The following is a 16,691-nucleotide window of genomic DNA, read 5'->3' as shown; positions in this document are numbered from 1 at the left end:
TTATTAAATATTTTATTGTTAACAACATCGCTGGTATTTTGGAACGAAACAATGCGTAAAAATTTAGAAGTCTGTTTAAACGCAGATGATCATATTCAGTTAGCTGATAATGTAAAAACCGCATTTACAGCTGGCGCCTCTAGAATTGAACTTTGCAGCACAATGCAACTTGAAGGTCTCACTCCTAGTGCAACAGCAATGACTATCGCAGCTCATGCAATGCCCTCAGAAGGCGAGTTGCTTATCATGATACGACCTGTTGCGAATCAATTTATTGTTGATGCAACAATACTGAAGCTAATGCTTACACAAATAGCACACGCGGCGCACGCAGGTGCTACCGGTGTTGTTTTTGGTGCGCTAAACGCCAATGACGTTGATATCGCAGCTACCACATCGCTTATTGCCTGCGCACATAAATATAATTTAGCAACGACATTTCATCGCGCTTTTGATTGTATAGCAGACAGCGAACAGGCAATTGGCCTATTAACTGAACTGGGCATTGATCGTATCCTCACAAATGGCACTAAATGGACTGATGATAAAGGCGTTATGCAAGGTCTTAATCATTTACAAACAATCATTAGCCACGCCAATGATCATATAGAAATTGTTATTGGTGGTGGCGTAACCACTGATAATGCAAGTACACTTTGGCAACTTGCCAACAATAATTTAGTGTCACTACATGCCTACTCCGGCGTACACAACAAGGATGGCTGGGTGGATCCGTTATTAATTAACGCAATTTTAAATCAACGAACTAACGAGCAGGCTAAAAATGACTAACCACTTTCAACCGCCGCTGTATTTAGGTATTGATGGCGGCGGTACAAAATGCCGAGTCAGGCTTGAAAACGCACAAGGCACCCTACTTGCAGAGGCAGTAAGCGGTGCAGCAAATATTGCAACCTCTGTTGAAGTGGCGCAGCAATCCATTATTGATGCAACAACACACGCATTACAACAGGCTGGTTTAGGGCTATCAACACTTGGGGCAATTTATGCCTATGCCGGACTCGCTGGCGCTGGCATTGCCGGTGCAAATAAAAAGATGGCACAGTGGCAGCATCCATTTGCACAATTTAACTTTTCAACTGACTTACACATAGCCTGCCAAGGTGCCCATGGTGATAACAGTGGTGCGATTATTATTTTAGGCACTGGCTTTTGTGCTGGAGCAATAAAAAACGGTAACGTTATTGAATTAGGAGGCCATGGATTATTATTAAGTGATGGCGCAAGCGGAGGCTGGATTGGTTTAACTTTATTTCGTTATGCATTAGAGGTTTTAGATGGCTTATCCCCCTCAAGCCCATTAATAAATACCTTATTGGCACAGCTTAATTGTGATACAAGTAACCAGCTGACAGAATTAGCACTCAATGCAAAACCCGCTTACTTTGCCGGTTTTGCGCCTTTAGTTTTCGCAATGCAAGATGATCCTTGGACCATTATTATTTTAGAGCAAGCAGCGCGCTATATTACCCGTTATATCGATCATTTAGTTAGCCACGGCTATCACAACATTACATTAATGGGAGGCACAGCCGAGAAAATTACTCCTTGGTTATCTACCAAAGCACAAGGTTATCTATGTGATGCGCATTACCTGCCCGAGCAAGGCGCTATTCAATTAGCCAAACGGCTGGCTTAGGGCTCAATTTGGTCGCGCATTTGCGAGGGGATCTCACCAAATAAGCGTCTGAATTGTTTACTAAAATAGCTAGGCTCAGAAAAACCGCATTGATAGGCTATTTGTGAAATAGGTAAACGAGTTTCAACAAGTAGCTTACGTGCGTTTTCTAAACGTATTTCATTAATAAATTGATTAGGTGTTTTTGCTAAATGTTTTTTAAAACGCCGCTCTAACGCACTTACCGATAAATGAGCAAGCTCGGCAAGTTCTTCAATACAGATATTACGATGATAGTGTTCACGTATATAATTTACTGGCCCTTCAATCGCTCTTACATGCGACAAAGCCTTTGATGTTTTTTGTAAATGTCGTGTAACGCCATAGGTGCCCAGTATTTGACCATCGTCAGCTAAAATTGCTTTTTTGGACGTTGAAAACCAGGCCAATTCACCATTTGAGGTTTGGTTTAGCTCCAAACGATCAGTAACAACATAGCCATTCATTACACGTTTATCGTCATTGACGTATTGAAATGCTAAGTGCTTGGATGAAAAATCAAAATCAGTTTTCAGTAAAATTTGCTCTAATGACTTATACCCTTGATGTTCAATAAAATGTTGATTTGCGTATAGAATTCGACTATCAGAATCCTTCACCCAGAACAAAATATCGGGTAATAAATCAAATGCCGCGATCAGTTGATTTACACCCGCTTTATTTATGATCCCTTGCACTTCCATAATAATATATTCTATAAATATGAATTTATAATAATACATAAAACGCCGATTTTATTGCATTGTCAACCGAATTTTTATTATCCCTTACGCTGTTCATTCTCTATTATCAATAACATGATATTAACTAAACTCAGTAGACGATTACTGACATGGAGCTTTTTTCATGAATAATGCCAAAATCCGCATGGGGATGGTCGGTGGTGCACAAGGTGCATTTATTGGTGCAATCCATCGCATTGCTGCACGCTTAGATGGCTTAATTGAGTTAGTCGCAGGCTCCTTTAGTTCAGATCCAACACGCAGCCAAGCTACTGCTGCAATGCTAGGAATAAATCCAACTCGTTGCTATGACAGCTACCAACAAATGTTTAGCGAAGAAGCTAAGTTACCTGCCGATCAACGAATTGATTTTGTGGCAATAGTGACGCCAAATCATTTGCATTTCCCAATTGCAAAGTGTGCGATTGAAGCAGGTTTTCACGTTTTATCAGATAAACCAGCCACCCTAAATTTAGAACAAGCGCTGTTATTAGAAAAAACTCTGCAAGCCAGTGATTGTTTATACGGATTAACTCATACCTACACTGGTTATCCGATGATCAAAGAAGCACGCCAACGTATTACTGATGGCGAGCTGGGCGCTATTCGTAAAATTATTGTTGAGTACAGTCAAGGTTGGCTTGCCACCAGCGAAGATGAAAATGCCAAACAAGCCAAATGGCGTTTAGATGCTGATAAGGCCGGTATTAGTTGTTGTATAGCTGATATAGGAGTGCATGCTGCAAATCTAGCTGAATACGTGAGCGGCCTAGAAATCACCGCACTATGCGCTGACTTAAATCATGTTGTTGCAGGCAGAACACTCGATGATGATGGCACCGTTTTACTGCGCTTTAACAACAACTCTAAGGGAGTTCTTCTTGCTAGCCAAGTTGCCTTAGGAGAAGAAAACAATCTTAATTTGCGTATTTATGGCGATCAAGCAAGTCTTGAGTGGTCACAAATGGAACCAAATAGTTTGTGGCTCAAAAGTCATAACGCGCCAACCACCCTATTACGTGCAGGTGTTGGCCTAAAAAGTACTGCGGCACAAAATTCACTGCGAACACCTGCAGGTCATCCAGAAGGATACCTTGAAGCATTTGCCAATATCTATGTCAATTTTGCAAAACAAATTCACGCAAAAAAAGCAGGATACTCAGCATCTAACCATGACTTTGACGTGCCTGGTATTAAAGAAGCAATTCGCGGAATGGCATTTATAGAAAATGCTGTAGCAGCGTCGAGCAAAGACACTAAGTGGCAACCATTTAAAATTGGATAAAAAATGAAACAAATTAAAGGTCCAGCGATCTTCTTAGCACAATTTATCAGCGATGAAGCTCCTTTCAACAGCTTTACCACTATTTGTCAGTGGGCAGCAAATTTAGGCTATAAAGCTATTCAGCTACCGACTGCAAATTCTCGTATTTTCGATTTAGAAAAAGCAGCCCAAAGCCAAGATTATTGCGATGAAGTGACTAGTATTGCTGCGCAGGCGGGGCTTACAATTTCAGAGTTATCAACTCATTTACAAGGGCAGCTCGTAGCCGTTCATCCGGCATATGATGACATGTTTGACAATTTTGCCCCTCAAGCACTACGCGGTGATCCTATAGCCAGAACTAAATGGGCCATCAATCAGTTAATGATGGCCGCTAAAGCCAGTAAAAATTTGGGCTTAAAAAGCCATGTGACTTTTTCAGGAGCGCTACTTTGGCATACTTTTTACCCTTGGCCGCAGCGTCCAAAAGGACTGGTAGAGCAAGGATTCCAAGAACTTGCGAAACGCTGGCTGCCAATCCTCGACTACTTTGATGAAATGGATGTGGATGTTTGCTATGAACTTCACCCAGGGGAAGATTTACATGATGGCGTAACGTTTGAGCGCTTTTTAGCTGCGACAAATAATCATCCACGGGTAAATATTCTTTATGATCCCAGCCATTTTATTTTACAACAACTTGATTACTTAGAATTTATTGATATTTATCACCATCGTATTAAAGCATTTCACGTCAAAGATGCAGAGTTTAATCCAAATGGTCGCAGCGGTATTTATGGTGGCTATCAAGATTGGCAAGACCGCCCTGGTCGGTTTCGCTCCTTAGGTGATGGCCAAATTGATTTCAAAAGTATCTTTAGCAAATTAACGCAATATGGTTTTGATGGCTGGGCAGTTCTAGAGTGGGAGTGTTGCATTAAACATCCTGAAGATGGGGCGAAAGAAGGCGCACAATTTATAAAAGAGCATTTGATCCGCCCTACGGCTAAAGCATTTGATGACTTTAGCGCAATGGACACAAATGATCAGCGAAATAAGCGGATATTAGGTATTTAATAAACAGGGTCACACACAATGAATAACAACAATAATGGTATTATTTTTCGGCTTTGCTGCATTGCATTAATTGTCACATCAATGACTTTCGCAATAAGGGCTGGCGTTTTAGGACAACTAGGCGAGCAGTTCGGCCTCACTGGTACACAACTAGGTTGGGTAAATGCCATGGCATTTTTAGGGTTTCCGGTTGCAACCATGCTCGGGGGCATCATTTATAACGCGATTGGTGCTAAAAAGTTGGTTGCATTAGCGTTTATTTGCCACCTAGGCGGACTTATTTTAACTATCACTGCAGATGGTTTTTGGGGATTATTGATCTCGACCTTTTTAATTGGCTTTGCCAATGGATCGGTTGAAGCCGGTTGTAATCCACTGATCGCCCAAATGTATCCTAAAAACACCACCACTATGTTAAACCGCTTTCATGTTTGGTTTCCTGGCGGGATCGTAATTGGTGCATTAGCTTCAAATGCAATGACATCCGCTAGCTTCAGCTGGCAATGGCAAGTTTCTCTGATCCTTGTGCCCACCATTATTTATGGTGCGATGATGCTTAAAGCTCAATTTCCACAGTTTGATACACAGCAAAATTCAACCACCAGCAACTTAAAACACTTACTCTCGCCGCTGTATTTGTTTCTCATTATTTGCATGACACTGACAGCAGTCACCGAATTTGGCACACAGCAATGGATTGAGCAAATCCTTGGCTCGTCAGGCGCTTCGCCAATGGTTATTTTAGCTTTGATCACCGGATTGATGGCATTAGGTCGGTTTTTTGCGGGCCCGATTGTGCACCGCTTTAGTCCATCGGGTGTCCTACTGGGCTCAGCCATTTTTTCAACACTAGGGATATTTTTAATGAGCCAAGCGCAAGGTAATACCATCTACCTTGCCGCAGCACTATTTGCCGTTGGCGTTACTTATTTTTGGCCAACCATGATCGGTTGTGTCGCTGAGTATGCCCCAAAAACAGGTGCACTTGGCATGTCGTTAATTGGTGGAGCTGGCATGTTTGCAATGAGCATCTGGAACCCCGTCATAGGCCATTGGATTGATAATGCGCGAACACAAGCACAAACAACTAGTGTCAGTGTAGAACAAGTTGAAGTGCTCGCAGGACAAGCTGTATTACAAAATCTACTGGTTTTTCCGATTGTCCTGATCATTGTATTTATTGGTCTTCATCTGTTTATAACAAAAAATAAAAACGTTGAAAAATACGTTTAATAGCAACAAGTAACACACAAAAATAAGGGGTATTATATGCTTAAATCAATCTCTGTGTTGTCAATTGCACTGGCTTTTAGTAGCAGTGCTTTTGCCAAGACACCCGATAACCAACTTTCTAAAGAAGAACAAACAGCTGGCTGGCAATTACTGTTCGATGGCAAAGATATGTCGCACTGGCGCAATTTCAAAAGTGAGACACTCAGCCCCAAATGGACCATAGACAATGGCGCAATGTTACTCACTAAAGGCGGCGGCGACATACTCACTAAAAAAGTCTATCGCAATTTTGACTTGAAACTAGATTGGAAAATTAGTGAAGTTGGCAATAGTGGCATTTTTGTTCTAGCCGATGAGTTGGGTAAATATATTTACTCGCACGCCCCTGAAATCCAAATTATAGATAACGAACGTCATTCAGATACGAAAATAGATTCTCATTTATCTGGCTCTATTTATGATTTATTTACGCCACCTACTTCAGCTCACAAACCTGCAACTGAGTGGAACACGGTGCGTATTAGAATGCTTAATGACCATTTACAAGTTTGGCAAAATGATGTCAACACTGCCAGTATTGTTGTGGGCAGTAGTACTTGGAATACCTTGGTTAAAAACAGTAAATTTGCAACTTGGTCTAACTTCGCAACAGCAAAGGAAGGTCGCATAGGTTTACAGGATCATGGTGACAAAGTGTGGTTTAAAAATATAAAAATTAAGGAACTATAAGCATGTCTACATTTGATCATAAAGTACTGGTTGTTGGCTCCGGCGCAGGTGGCGCAATGGCCGCTTATACCTTAACTAAACTAGGCCATAAAGTATTATTACTGGAAGCGGGGCGTGATTACGATCCAAAAAAAGAAAGCCCAATGTTTCGCCGTAACAGTGAAGCTCCTTTAATGGGCGCAGGAAATAAAGACAAAAACTTTGGCTTTTACGATGCAACCGTCGATGGTGGCTGGCAAGTTCCTGATGAGCCTTACACTAACGCCAAAGGCACTGATTTTTACTGGTGGCGTGCACGCATGTTAGGTGGAAGAACTAATCACTGGGGACGTTACTCATTACGCTTTAGTGAACATGATTTTAAAGGTAAAAGCCAAGATGGCAACGGCGCAGATTGGCCTTTCACTTATGATGATATCGCACCATGGTACGACATCACGGAAGAACTAGTGGGTATTTGCGGCACCAATACCGGCCTTGATGATATGCCGCCATCTGCACCTGGGGTATTACAGCCACCACCAACGCCGCGAATTCCTGAGTTACTGATTGCTGCCAGTGCGAAAAAACTGGGTATCGCAGCCGTACCTATGCACAGAGCAGTATTAACTCGGCCAAAAGATGATCGTATGGCATGCTTTTATGCAACACCTTGTGGCCATGGTTGCTCAATCGGCGCGGCGTTTCAAACTACAACCTCATTATTACCTATGGCAAAAGCAACTGGGAATTTAGAAATAATTACTGATGCAATGGTTAAATCAGTCGCTGTTAATGATGACGGTAAAGTAACGGGTGTAACTTATATAGATAAGCAAACCGTAGCTGAAAAAACACTGACAGCAGATATCGTGATCCTTGCTGCTAGTGCCTGCGAATCCGCACGAATTTTGCTAAATTCAAAACACGCCAAGCATCCCAAAGGTTTAGCTAACTCAAGTGGCCAAGTAGGTCGTAACTTAATGGATTCAACCGGTGCTTGGCTTGGTGCGCAAGTTCCAGCATTAAAAGGTCGCCCACGTTATAACGAAGATGGCCACACTGGGAACCATTTATTTATTCCTTGGTGGGGACACAAAGCACATGCCAAAGGTGAGCTTGATTTTCCTCGTGGTTATCACTTTGAGATCAGTAGCGGTTTTAATCAACCTGGCTCTGGAGTCTCTGGCGATAAACGTGGTTATGGTATTGAACTAAAACAACAAGTTCGTGATGCCTACGGATCTTATGTTGGCTTTGCGCTGCGCGGAGAAATGCTCCCCAACGATGATACCTACATGGAAATTGATGAAAATGTTAAAGATAAATGGGGCATTCCGGTTTCGAAATTTCATTTCAAATGGTCAGATCGTGAGCTAAAACAAATTGAGCACGGCTTAAAAACAGCGAAACAGATCCTTGAAAATCTAGGGGCTACTGTGGGCAAATTACCTGCTGCTGAAAAAGCAATTTCAAAAGGTGGTGAGATCATTCATGAAGTAGGCACCACTCGCATGGGCAGCTCAGCAAAGGATTCAGTGACCAATCAATGGGGCCAAACATGGGATTGCGACAACTTATTTGTGATGGATGCAGGGGTATTTGCCTCTAATCCACATAAAAATTGCACATTAACCATCATGACATTGGCAATGCGTAATTCAACCTGGATAGCCAAACAAATAGAACAAGGAGCGCTGTAACATGCATAATGAAGATCGTGTTGACTCATACAAATATATTTCCGGCATGACACGTCGTGAATCGTTAAAGTGGCTTGGTTTATTAGCCGCAGGTTCCGCCGTATCACTTTCAGCAGGATGTAGTAAAGCGTTAGAAGAGAAAATTAGTGATAAAGGACATTGGCCTGACTTAGATTTACAACCTATAACAGCTAAAGGTTATGGCACTGATCCAAATATGGTTATGCCACCACAATCACCTTGGCCATTGACATTAACTCAAGCACAATTAAATTTAGTTGCGGTGTTAGCCGATTATATCGTGCCTAGCGAAGGTAACAACCCAAGTGCAACTGAGGTAAATGTACCGAGTGTGATTGATGAGTGGGTAAGCTCACCTTATAACGGTCAACAAAAAGACCGCGTTACTATTTTACACGGCTTAGCATGGATCGATGATGAGGCTGTGCTGCGTTATAAAGCACCATTTGTCGCATTGAAAAAAGAGCAACAAACAGCCATCTTAAATGATATTGCTTATTTTGATGATGAAACCCCTGCGCAGTTTCAACGCATTGGTAATGCTTTTTTACGCTTTAAAAACCTTGTACTTGGTGCCTACTTTTGTACACCGCAAGGTTGTAAAGATATTGGCTATTTAGGCAATGTGCCTATTGCAGGCGATTACCCAGGACCTACTGACGAAGCAAAAGCCCATTTAGATAGCGTTTTAGCTGAACTGGGTTTGACCGAGTATGCTTATCAAGATTCAGTTGCCAGTTAACGCTAAGTTATTTTTTAGCTAGCCCAGCCCTAAGCAGGGAGCAATTCCCTGCTTTTCCTCCTAGGTGTTTTTTATGTTCAAAATCAAATCATTATTTAATTATGTTATTTCAATTCTGTTTATTTTTTGTGTTTTAAACTCGCTGTCTATCTATGCAAAAACAAGCAAACAACTACTCCCCGTTAGTGTTCAGCTTTGGTCTGTTAAAGATGCCTTAAAAGCGGATTTTGATGGCACCCTTTCATCTATTGCTGATATGGGCTTTCAAGGTGTGGAATTTGCAGGTGACTTTGGGCCTTATAAGAACAATCCAAGTGCACTGAAGGACAAACTCGCGAAGCTAAATTTAGTCGCTAGTAGCGCACATATCGGCTTTGACTCCTTAACGGATGACACCTTAGCAGACACATTATTGTTTTATAAAACCCTTGGTGTCTCGATTTTATTTGTACCTTGGGATGAAAGAGCTTGGCACCCACAAGGAATTACCTCTCTGACCGAACAACTCGTTCAGGTTAATGAAATCGCTCAGCGCTATGCTATGCACATCGGTTTTCACAACCATAATAAGGAGTTTAATCAATTCCAAAACGCGACATACTGGGACGCTATTGCCAGTAATACGCCAAATACCCTGCCACTGCAGCTTGATATAGGTTGGGTACATTATGCAGGAAAAGATCCTGAATATTTCATTAAAAAATACCCAGGACGAACCCTGGCAACCCACTTAAAAGTTCGCACCCATCCTAACGATGGCTTAAGTCCTATATTAGGTGAAAATGATTATCCATGGCAAAAAATAATAGAAACATTGATTGTTGATGGCGCCACTCAGTGGCTAGTCGTAGAGCAGGAAGAATACCCGAATGGGTTAACACCAATGCAAAGCGTGGCTAAATCTAAAGTTAATTTAGATAAGATCCTCGCTAAAATGGGCGAATAAAGTAACTTTCTCCCTCCTCTGACACAAACAGTAGGGACTAACAACAGTACATTAACTATCTTAGTCCCTATGAACTCTTAATAATTATACATCCCACTCTTTCAGTGTGTATTTTAAGTATTCATAACGCCATGAGTTAAGTAAATCGGGCTTTGGAGTCTGTTCACGCTCAGCGCTGGTTAACTTCCAATTCCAACTGATCAACTGGTTGATTTGCTTTTTAGATGCAAATACATCTTCTGGAATGCCCTGTTTTTTAGCAACTGCAGTGATTTTTTGTTTAATTTCTTTGGCTACTTTTTTATAACTTGGAAAGTCAATAAGTCGTCTTAGTGGCTCAGGAAAATCTGCAACAGGGATCACTTTAGCTTTTTCAATACACTTTAAGATTTCAACGCCCGAGCGGTTAACTTCGATGCTATCGACTTCTGGGACATTACGCATTGCAGTTAAACTCGTTGGTTTGCGTTTTGCCAATTCAACCAAGCAATGCTCTTTTAATACAAAGTTAAGCGCTAAATTTTTGCGTATCGCTTTGTTACGACGCCAAGCCGAAAGCTCTCTTAATACAGCAAGATCCGCAGGTTTTAATTGCCAAGCATTTTTAATGTCTCGATACAGATGTTCATCCGGTGTTTGATAAGCCCGTTTTTGTGCAATCAACTCACTTTCATTGATCACAATATCAAAGAAACCAGCGTCGTTGATTTGTTCAATAATAATTTTAAAGCACGGTAATAAATGAAATACATCAGCTGCAGCGTAATCGAGTTGTTTAATTGTTAGCGGACGCTGTAGCCAATTGGTCCGTGATTCGCTTTTGTCGATTTCAATATCGAGTAAATTTTTTACCATATGAGCAAAGCCCATGCAGTTGCCATTGCCTAATAATTGCAAGGCAAACTGGCTATCAAATAAGGGAGCAGGTACGAAGCCGGCGTATTTTTGAAATACTTCAATATCTTCCGACGGTGAATGCAAGACTTTTAACACCGCAGGATCACGTAAAATCTGCCAAAAATCAAACAATGATAGCTCGGCTAGCGGATCGATTAATGCTAAATGTTCGCCGTCATAAACTTGAATAAGGGCAACTTCAGGATACAAAGTACGACGACGCATAAATTCTGTATCAATTGCTAAGATGGGTTTGTTACGGATCTGCTCTACAAACTCATTTAATTGATTTTGGGTTTGGATCAATTGATATTGCACTTAATCTCCTACAATAAAAAAGCCGACAAATGTCGGCTTTTTTAGCTTGCTAATCTTTCAAGGCTCGTCTGAGTATTTTGCCAACGTTTGTTTTTGGCAATTCATCCCTAAACTCAACCAGTTTTGGGACCTTGTAATTAGTTAAATTATCACGACAGTGTTTTATTATATCTTTTTCAGTCAAAGATGGGTCTTTTTTAACAATAAAAACTTTAACTTGTTCGCCGCTAACATCATGAGGGATACCAATTGCTGCTGCTTCTAAAACACCTTCATGCATTGCAATCACTTCTTCGATCTCATTTGGGAACACATTAAAGCCAGATACGATGATCATATCTTTTTTACGGTCAACAATATAAAAGAATCCTTCATCGTCATAAGTGGCTATATCCCCTGTGGCAAACCAACCATCTTGCAAACACTCAGCCGTTGCATCAGGACGATTATAATAACCAACCATCACTTGTGGGCCTTTAACCCATAATTCGCCCGGCTCACCTTTGGCTGCTTCTTCACCATTATCTAACATCAACTTGATCTCAGTATTAGGTGCAGGTAAACCAATCGAACCATTGTATGAATCTAGATCATAAGGACTGACTGTAACTAATGGCGAACACTCAGTTAAACCATACCCTTCCATTAATTTGCTACTGGTGATCTTTTGCCATTTTTCAGCAACAGGTCGCTGTACAGCCATACCACCACCAAGGGACATTTTCAAACTTGAAAAATCAAGCTCGGCAAAACCCGGTGTATTCAACAAACCATTAAATAATGTATTTACGCCCGTGATCGCGGTGAATTTATGTTGGCCTAATTCTTTCACAAAGCCTTTCATATCACGCGGATTGGTGATCAATAAATTTAATCCGCCATACTTCATAAACGTTAAGCAGTTCGCTGTTAGTGCAAAGATATGATAAAGCGGTAAAGCAGTGACAACAACTTCTTTGCCACGTTCTAACACTTGATCTAAGCAACCAGAAACCTGCTCTAAGTTACCTACCATATTGCCATGGGTCAGCATCGCACCTTTAGAGACACCCGTTGTGCCACCGGTATATTGTAAAAAAGCAATATCAGATAAACACACTTCAGGTTTAATGTAATCTTTTTCGTTCGCTGCAAGTAAGGCTTCAAACTTAATGGGGTTAGGCAATGAATAGCTTGGCACCATTTTTTTAATATGCTTAACAACAAAGTTAACCAAGTGCTTTTTAAAGCCACCCACCATATCACCCACTTGGGTAACTACGATGTGTTTTACTTTAGTGTGCGGCAATGCTTTTTCAAGCGTGTCTGCAAAGTTAGCCAGTATAAAAATCGCTGATGTTTCTGAATCATTTAATTGATGTTCAAGCTCACGTACAGTGTAAAGCGGATTAACGTTAACTACGACACAACCGGCACGTAAAATACCGAGTATTGAAACAGGTGTTTGTAATAAATTTGGCATCATTACAGCCACTTTATCGCCTTTTTTCAATCCCAGCTCTTTTTGAATATACACAGCAACACGTTTTGTTGCTTGGTCTATTTCATCATAGCTCAATGTTTTACCCATATTGGTAAAAGCAGGCAAGTCTTTGTAGTCAGTGAAGCTTTTTTCAAACACTTCTAACAACGAGTTGTAGTGCTCAGGATCGATTGTTTCAGGCATACCCTCTGGGTAGCGCTTCAGCCAAATTTTGTCCACTCTTAGCTCCTGTTCTATTTATAATTTATTTTTATTAAACCTTAAACTAAGTAAGGCAATTTCACAATTGAGCAATCACTCTAATTCGCAAATATTCCCACATTTTGTGCAAATATACAATTAACATGCACCAGTTTGCAGCATAAAGGCATGAATCTGCTGTAAACACTGCTCAGGGCTTTGCATATGACAGTGGTGGCCACCTTCAACTTCATTTACTATTAAGCTTTTGTAATAATTAGCATATTTATTTAAATTATCACTAATAAATTGATACCCTTCACTGCCTAGAATTAATTGGCACGGCACATTTATTTCGCTTATTACCGCTATGCATTGTTGCTCATCAAATCTAAAACCTGAATGATTTTTAAGCTTTGGATCAGTTCTTAGCAGCCATCCTTGTTCAGTTTCTCGTATATTTCTGTCCATCAAAAGTGCTATTAAATCCAAAGGTAAGTCACTTTGTACCGCCCGTGCTTGGTGTATTATTTGTTTTGACTCGTACTGTCGGGGTGCTTTTTTATTTACACGACGTCGATTCAAAATTGCATTTCTAAGCTGCTCGACCACTTTTTTACTGGGTGTTGTGACAACTCCCAGTCCTTCTATCATAGTGACCGTATTTACTTTATCAGGAAAACAGCTGGCAAAAAGACCAGCGGCCATTGCGCCCATAGAATGACCAACCAAGTGTACTTTATTAACCCCAAGTTGCTCGATTAAGTTATAAATATCATCAATGTAATCAATGAAATAATAGTGTGCATCGCTTCCACGCCAATCTGATAAACCATGTCCTGGAAAGTCCACACAATACCAAGTTGCAGTTAAGGTGTTATGTTCTAACATGGGTAAAAAACTATGACAATTATCAAGCCAACCATGTAATGCAATGACAACCTCTTTTCCTTGCCCAAATGTTAGGCCATGAAGTGTTAATGCGCCACTTTGAACTGAAAATGGATGCACTGCGTAATTCCCCTTTGTTTTTAGTTTGTTTAACGTAAAAGACATTTATTTATACTACATTGCGTATACAATGGCACTACATAATAAACAGGGTACAAAGATGAAGAAACAAATAAGCCTCTTGGCATTATTATGCTCAGCAAGTGCATACGCAGAGCAAGCACCAAAAAACATAATTTATATGATTGGTGATGGCATGGGCCCCGCTTATACTACAGCATATCGCTACTTTAAAGATGATCCGTCGACCAAAGAAATTGAAGGTACGGTGTTTGATACAATTCTTAAAGGTATGGCACATACTTACCCTGACGACCATACCTATGTAACTGACAGTGCTGCTGGCGCAACAGCTTTGAGCTCCGGCCATAAAAGCTATAATGGTGCAATTGCAGTTGATACCGATAAAAAACCGGTAAAAACCATGCTCGAAATTGCCAAACAAAAAGGCATGATCACCGCATTAGTTGCAACCTCACAAATCAATCATGCCACGCCTGCAAGCTTCGCTGCACATAATGAATCTCGTCGTAACTACGATGAAATTGCCAATGATTACATTGATAATAAAATTGCCGGAAAACTTCCCGTTGATTTAATGCTCGGTGGCGGTACTAAATATTACATCCGCGAAGACCGTAATTTAGTTGCAGAATTTAAGCAAGCGGGCTATCAATACAGTGATGACTTTAGTGCGTTAAAAGATATTAAGCAAATTCCTGCGCTGGGATTATTTGCTCCAGTTGGGCTTGACTTTGCGTTAGATAATAACCCAACACGCTTAGCAAAAATGACCAATAAAGCGCTTGAGTTACTTGATGAAAATGACAAAAATGGCTTTTTCGTGATGATCGAAGGCAGCCAAATTGATTGGTGTGGCCATGCCAATGATATTGCCTGTGCAATGGCGGAAATGGATGATTTTGCTAAATCAATCGAGCAAGCAAAAGCGTACGTTGATAAAAACCCGGATACCTTATTGGTGATCACCGCAGATCACTCAACAGGTGGTTTAACATTAGGTGCGCATGGTCAATATAAATGGGAAACCGAGGTAGTAAAAGGCGTGAAAGCCACAGCCGTTAAATTAACTAAATTAATGTCAGAGTCTGATGATTTAAAAGCCATTTGGACTGCTAACACGAATATAGAATACACTCCCGAAAACCAGATCAAGCTTGAACAAGCAAAAAAATTAGGTGATAAACCACTTAATCTTGCCATTAAAGATATTATCAGTAGAGCCAGTTTCACCGGTTGGACTACCGGCGGTCACACTGCTATTGATGTACAAGTATTTGCCTATGGTAAAGGTGCTGATAAATTTATCGGCTCACAAAACAATACTGATATTGCCGATAAACTGATCGGCTTTATTGAACAGCAGTAATGTTTAATTGGCATGTTGCTTTTCCTGAGGGGAGAGGCTAACTGCAACATTAAAGGTTAATTATAAAAAGCCCAGTCATAACGTATCTGGGCTTTTTTAATCACAGCTGGAGGTAAACTTTTGCCAAATACAAGCACATCAACACAGAGTTAAATTACTGTCTAATTGTTAAGCGTAAATGTCCACACCAATTAAGTTTTGTACTTCAGCTCGGCGTTCTAAATTAGCAAACTCGGTGTAGGTTGAAATAGCACGACTTACTTTGGCTGTCGGTTGGTCATAAATCGTTTGTCGGTAACTAGGTTGGGCAGTATCACTTTGTAACTTATCAGCCAGCGCAATACCTGCTTGGCTTGATTTAACAAACTCCGCAGACTGTTTATTATCAGCAGCAGATTGCTCCAATAAACCCTGAGGTTTATTAGTGTTGATCTGTCTTGAGGTAATTTTACCGGGTATGTCTCCCGAGTAAAACCCTGAGCCAATAGGTAGATTCAAAGTTGCGTCTCGTTACTTAGGTTATTAAATTATGTGCCAAATTTAATAACCTTGCAAGTTGCTTTATTAATCAGTTTATTCGCGTCCAGGTAATTTTTTCCAGGTTACTGTATCACGTACATATTTAGGTTGAGCTTGCGCAGCACTGACCGTACGTTGCGCACTGAAATCATCGCTAATTGTAGCCAACATAAAACCGGCATCAGGTAATATGATGTCGTTATTGATAGCTATTTGTGGGTTATCTGCCAGTGCCTCAGGGTATGTTTGCCAGCCAGTGCCCACTGCAATCCCTGGTTCGTCTGCAAGAGATAATAATGCGGGTTTTAATACTTGTTCGTCACCTTGTAAGGTCATCACACCATTATCACTGAGTCTATAATGGGCAAAATATATTTCTCCCATACGCGCATCAATAGCACTAAATACACTTTTTTCACCGGTTTGTTGATAAGCTTGCTGCGCCATCATTTGCAGCGTTGACACACCAACTAGTGGCAGTTTACATGCATAAGCTAAGCCTTGCGCAATGGCGACACTTATACGCACGCCAGTGAAACTACCTGGGCCTTGGCCAAAACCAATAACATCTAAATCAGTTAAACGGCAATTTGCCTTAGCTAACAACTGATCAACCAACGGTAAGATTTTTTGACTATGCTGTTGCGGGCATACTTCAAAATGGTGAAATAACTGACCATTATAATTGAGCACTAAAGACAATGCTTCGGTAGAAGCGTCAAATGCTAATAGATTAATATCACTAGTACTGATTGCGTTATTCATGGTAATTATTTCT

16 protein-coding genes are annotated in these 16,691 nt (G+C 40.8%); 10 read left to right on the top strand and 6 right to left on the bottom strand.

Going from position 1 to position 16,691, the window contains the following annotated elements:
- Positions 1 to 51 precede the first annotated feature (51 nt).
- Positions 52 to 792, top strand: coding sequence for a copper homeostasis protein CutC (locus tag H5154_RS15025; protein ID WP_182718789.1), 741 nt, complete (start codon positions 52 to 54; stop codon positions 790 to 792).
- Positions 785 to 1,660 carry a BadF/BadG/BcrA/BcrD ATPase family protein gene (locus H5154_RS15020; protein WP_182718788.1) on the top strand — a complete coding sequence of 292 codons (876 nt, stop codon included), beginning with the start codon at positions 785 to 787 and terminating at the stop codon, positions 1,658 to 1,660. Before H5154_RS15025 ends, H5154_RS15020 begins: the two co-directional genes overlap by 8 nt.
- Here the strand turns inward: H5154_RS15020 and H5154_RS15015 are convergent.
- Positions 1,657 to 2,382, bottom strand: a complete 726-nt coding sequence (locus tag H5154_RS15015) for an AraC family transcriptional regulator (protein WP_182718797.1) — start codon at positions 2,380 to 2,382, stop codon at positions 1,657 to 1,659. The genes H5154_RS15020 and H5154_RS15015 overlap by 4 nt on opposite strands.
- Positions 2,383 to 2,545: 163 nt before the next feature.
- Here H5154_RS15015 and H5154_RS15010 point away from each other — a divergent pair, with 163 nt between their 5' ends.
- From H5154_RS15010 to H5154_RS14980, 7 genes are all read left to right on the top strand, one after another.
- Positions 2,546 to 3,706: a Gfo/Idh/MocA family protein gene (locus H5154_RS15010; protein ID WP_182718787.1), complete on the top strand. Its 1,161-nt coding sequence runs from the start codon at positions 2,546 to 2,548 to the stop codon at positions 3,704 to 3,706.
- Positions 3,707 to 3,709: 3 nt separating this feature from the next.
- Positions 3,710 to 4,762, top strand: a complete 1,053-nt coding sequence (locus tag H5154_RS15005) for a sugar phosphate isomerase/epimerase (protein ID WP_182718786.1) — start codon at positions 3,710 to 3,712, stop codon at positions 4,760 to 4,762.
- A gap of 18 nt (positions 4,763 to 4,780) precedes the next feature.
- Complete coding sequence (locus tag H5154_RS15000; RefSeq protein WP_182718785.1) at positions 4,781 to 5,995, top strand: sugar MFS transporter; 1,215 nt, start codon at positions 4,781 to 4,783, stop codon at positions 5,993 to 5,995.
- 36 nt (positions 5,996 to 6,031) lie between these two features.
- Positions 6,032 to 6,724, top strand: a complete 693-nt coding sequence (locus tag H5154_RS14995; RefSeq protein WP_182718784.1) for a DUF1080 domain-containing protein — start codon at positions 6,032 to 6,034, stop codon at positions 6,722 to 6,724.
- Positions 6,725 to 6,726: 2 nt separating this feature from the next.
- Positions 6,727 to 8,406, top strand: coding sequence for a GMC family oxidoreductase (locus tag H5154_RS14990; protein WP_182718783.1), 1,680 nt, complete (start codon positions 6,727 to 6,729; stop codon positions 8,404 to 8,406).
- Between the two features lies 1 nt (position 8,407).
- Positions 8,408 to 9,169, top strand: a complete 762-nt coding sequence (locus tag H5154_RS14985) for a gluconate 2-dehydrogenase subunit 3 family protein (protein WP_145235681.1) — start codon at positions 8,408 to 8,410, stop codon at positions 9,167 to 9,169.
- 73 nt (positions 9,170 to 9,242) lie between these two features.
- Positions 9,243 to 10,115: a sugar phosphate isomerase/epimerase gene (locus H5154_RS14980; protein WP_182718782.1), complete on the top strand. Its 873-nt coding sequence runs from the start codon at positions 9,243 to 9,245 to the stop codon at positions 10,113 to 10,115.
- A gap of 84 nt (positions 10,116 to 10,199) precedes the next feature.
- Here H5154_RS14980 and rnd read toward each other — a convergent pair whose 3' ends face one another.
- The 3 genes from rnd to H5154_RS14965 form a co-directional block, all read right to left on the bottom strand.
- Positions 10,200 to 11,330 (bottom strand): ribonuclease D, encoded by a 1,131-nt coding sequence (gene rnd / locus H5154_RS14975; RefSeq protein WP_182718781.1) that lies wholly within the window; start codon positions 11,328 to 11,330, stop codon positions 10,200 to 10,202.
- Positions 11,331 to 11,379: 49 nt separating this feature from the next.
- Positions 11,380 to 13,032, bottom strand: a complete 1,653-nt coding sequence (gene fadD / locus H5154_RS14970; RefSeq protein ID WP_145235691.1) for a long-chain-fatty-acid--CoA ligase FadD — start codon at positions 13,030 to 13,032, stop codon at positions 11,380 to 11,382.
- Positions 13,033 to 13,152: 120 nt separating this feature from the next.
- Positions 13,153 to 14,004, bottom strand: a complete 852-nt coding sequence (locus tag H5154_RS14965; RefSeq protein ID WP_145236301.1) for an alpha/beta fold hydrolase — start codon at positions 14,002 to 14,004, stop codon at positions 13,153 to 13,155.
- 100 nt (positions 14,005 to 14,104) lie between these two features.
- Here H5154_RS14965 and H5154_RS14960 point away from each other — a divergent pair, with 100 nt between their 5' ends.
- A complete protein-coding gene (locus H5154_RS14960) occupies positions 14,105 to 15,394 on the top strand; it encodes an alkaline phosphatase (protein ID WP_182718780.1) in 1,290 nt (429 codons plus the stop codon).
- A 168-nt stretch (positions 15,395 to 15,562) separates the two neighbouring features.
- Here H5154_RS14960 and H5154_RS14955 read toward each other — a convergent pair whose 3' ends face one another.
- Both H5154_RS14955 and tsaB read right to left on the bottom strand, forming a co-directional pair.
- A complete protein-coding gene (locus H5154_RS14955; protein ID WP_149980212.1) occupies positions 15,563 to 15,892 on the bottom strand; it encodes a hypothetical protein in 330 nt (109 codons plus the stop codon).
- A 75-nt stretch (positions 15,893 to 15,967) separates the two neighbouring features.
- Positions 15,968 to 16,678 (bottom strand): tRNA (adenosine(37)-N6)-threonylcarbamoyltransferase complex dimerization subunit type 1 TsaB, encoded by a 711-nt coding sequence (tsaB, locus tag H5154_RS14950; protein WP_182718779.1) that lies wholly within the window; start codon positions 16,676 to 16,678, stop codon positions 15,968 to 15,970.
- Positions 16,679 to 16,691 lie beyond the last annotated feature (13 nt).

This window comes from Pseudoalteromonas sp. SR44-5 (assembly GCF_014163675.1).
GTDB classification, from domain to species: Bacteria; Pseudomonadota; Gammaproteobacteria; order Enterobacterales; family Alteromonadaceae; genus Pseudoalteromonas; species Pseudoalteromonas rhizosphaerae.
The sequence above is the reverse complement of the archived record's forward strand: the minus strand, read 5'-3'. Positions and strand labels throughout refer to the sequence as shown.

What these genes read in the sequence shown, in the direction of transcription:
- H5154_RS15005 (WP_182718786.1), top strand. Translation starts at nt 3,710, where the DNA reads ATGAAACAAATTAAAGGTCCAGCGATCTTCTTAGCACAATTTATCAGC.
- H5154_RS15000 (WP_182718785.1), top strand. Translation starts at nt 4,781, where the DNA reads ATGAATAACAACAATAATGGTATTATTTTTCGGCTTTGCTGCATTGCA.
- H5154_RS14995 (WP_182718784.1), top strand. Translation starts at nt 6,032, where the DNA reads ATGCTTAAATCAATCTCTGTGTTGTCAATTGCACTGGCTTTTAGTAGC.
- tsaB (WP_182718779.1), bottom strand. Translation starts at nt 16,678, where the DNA reads ATGAATAACGCAATCAGTACTAGTGATATTAATCTATTAGCATTTGAC.
- H5154_RS15025 (WP_182718789.1), top strand. Translation starts at nt 52, where the DNA reads ATGCGTAAAAATTTAGAAGTCTGTTTAAACGCAGATGATCATATTCAG.
- H5154_RS14990 (WP_182718783.1), top strand. Translation starts at nt 6,727, where the DNA reads ATGTCTACATTTGATCATAAAGTACTGGTTGTTGGCTCCGGCGCAGGT.
- H5154_RS15015 (WP_182718797.1), bottom strand. Translation starts at nt 2,382, where the DNA reads ATGGAAGTGCAAGGGATCATAAATAAAGCGGGTGTAAATCAACTGATC.
- H5154_RS15020 (WP_182718788.1), top strand. Translation starts at nt 785, where the DNA reads ATGACTAACCACTTTCAACCGCCGCTGTATTTAGGTATTGATGGCGGC.
- H5154_RS15010 (WP_182718787.1), top strand. Translation starts at nt 2,546, where the DNA reads ATGAATAATGCCAAAATCCGCATGGGGATGGTCGGTGGTGCACAAGGT.
- H5154_RS14960 (WP_182718780.1), top strand. Translation starts at nt 14,105, where the DNA reads ATGAAGAAACAAATAAGCCTCTTGGCATTATTATGCTCAGCAAGTGCA.
- H5154_RS14985 (WP_145235681.1), top strand. Translation starts at nt 8,408, where the DNA reads ATGCATAATGAAGATCGTGTTGACTCATACAAATATATTTCCGGCATG.
- H5154_RS14980 (WP_182718782.1), top strand. Translation starts at nt 9,243, where the DNA reads ATGTTCAAAATCAAATCATTATTTAATTATGTTATTTCAATTCTGTTT.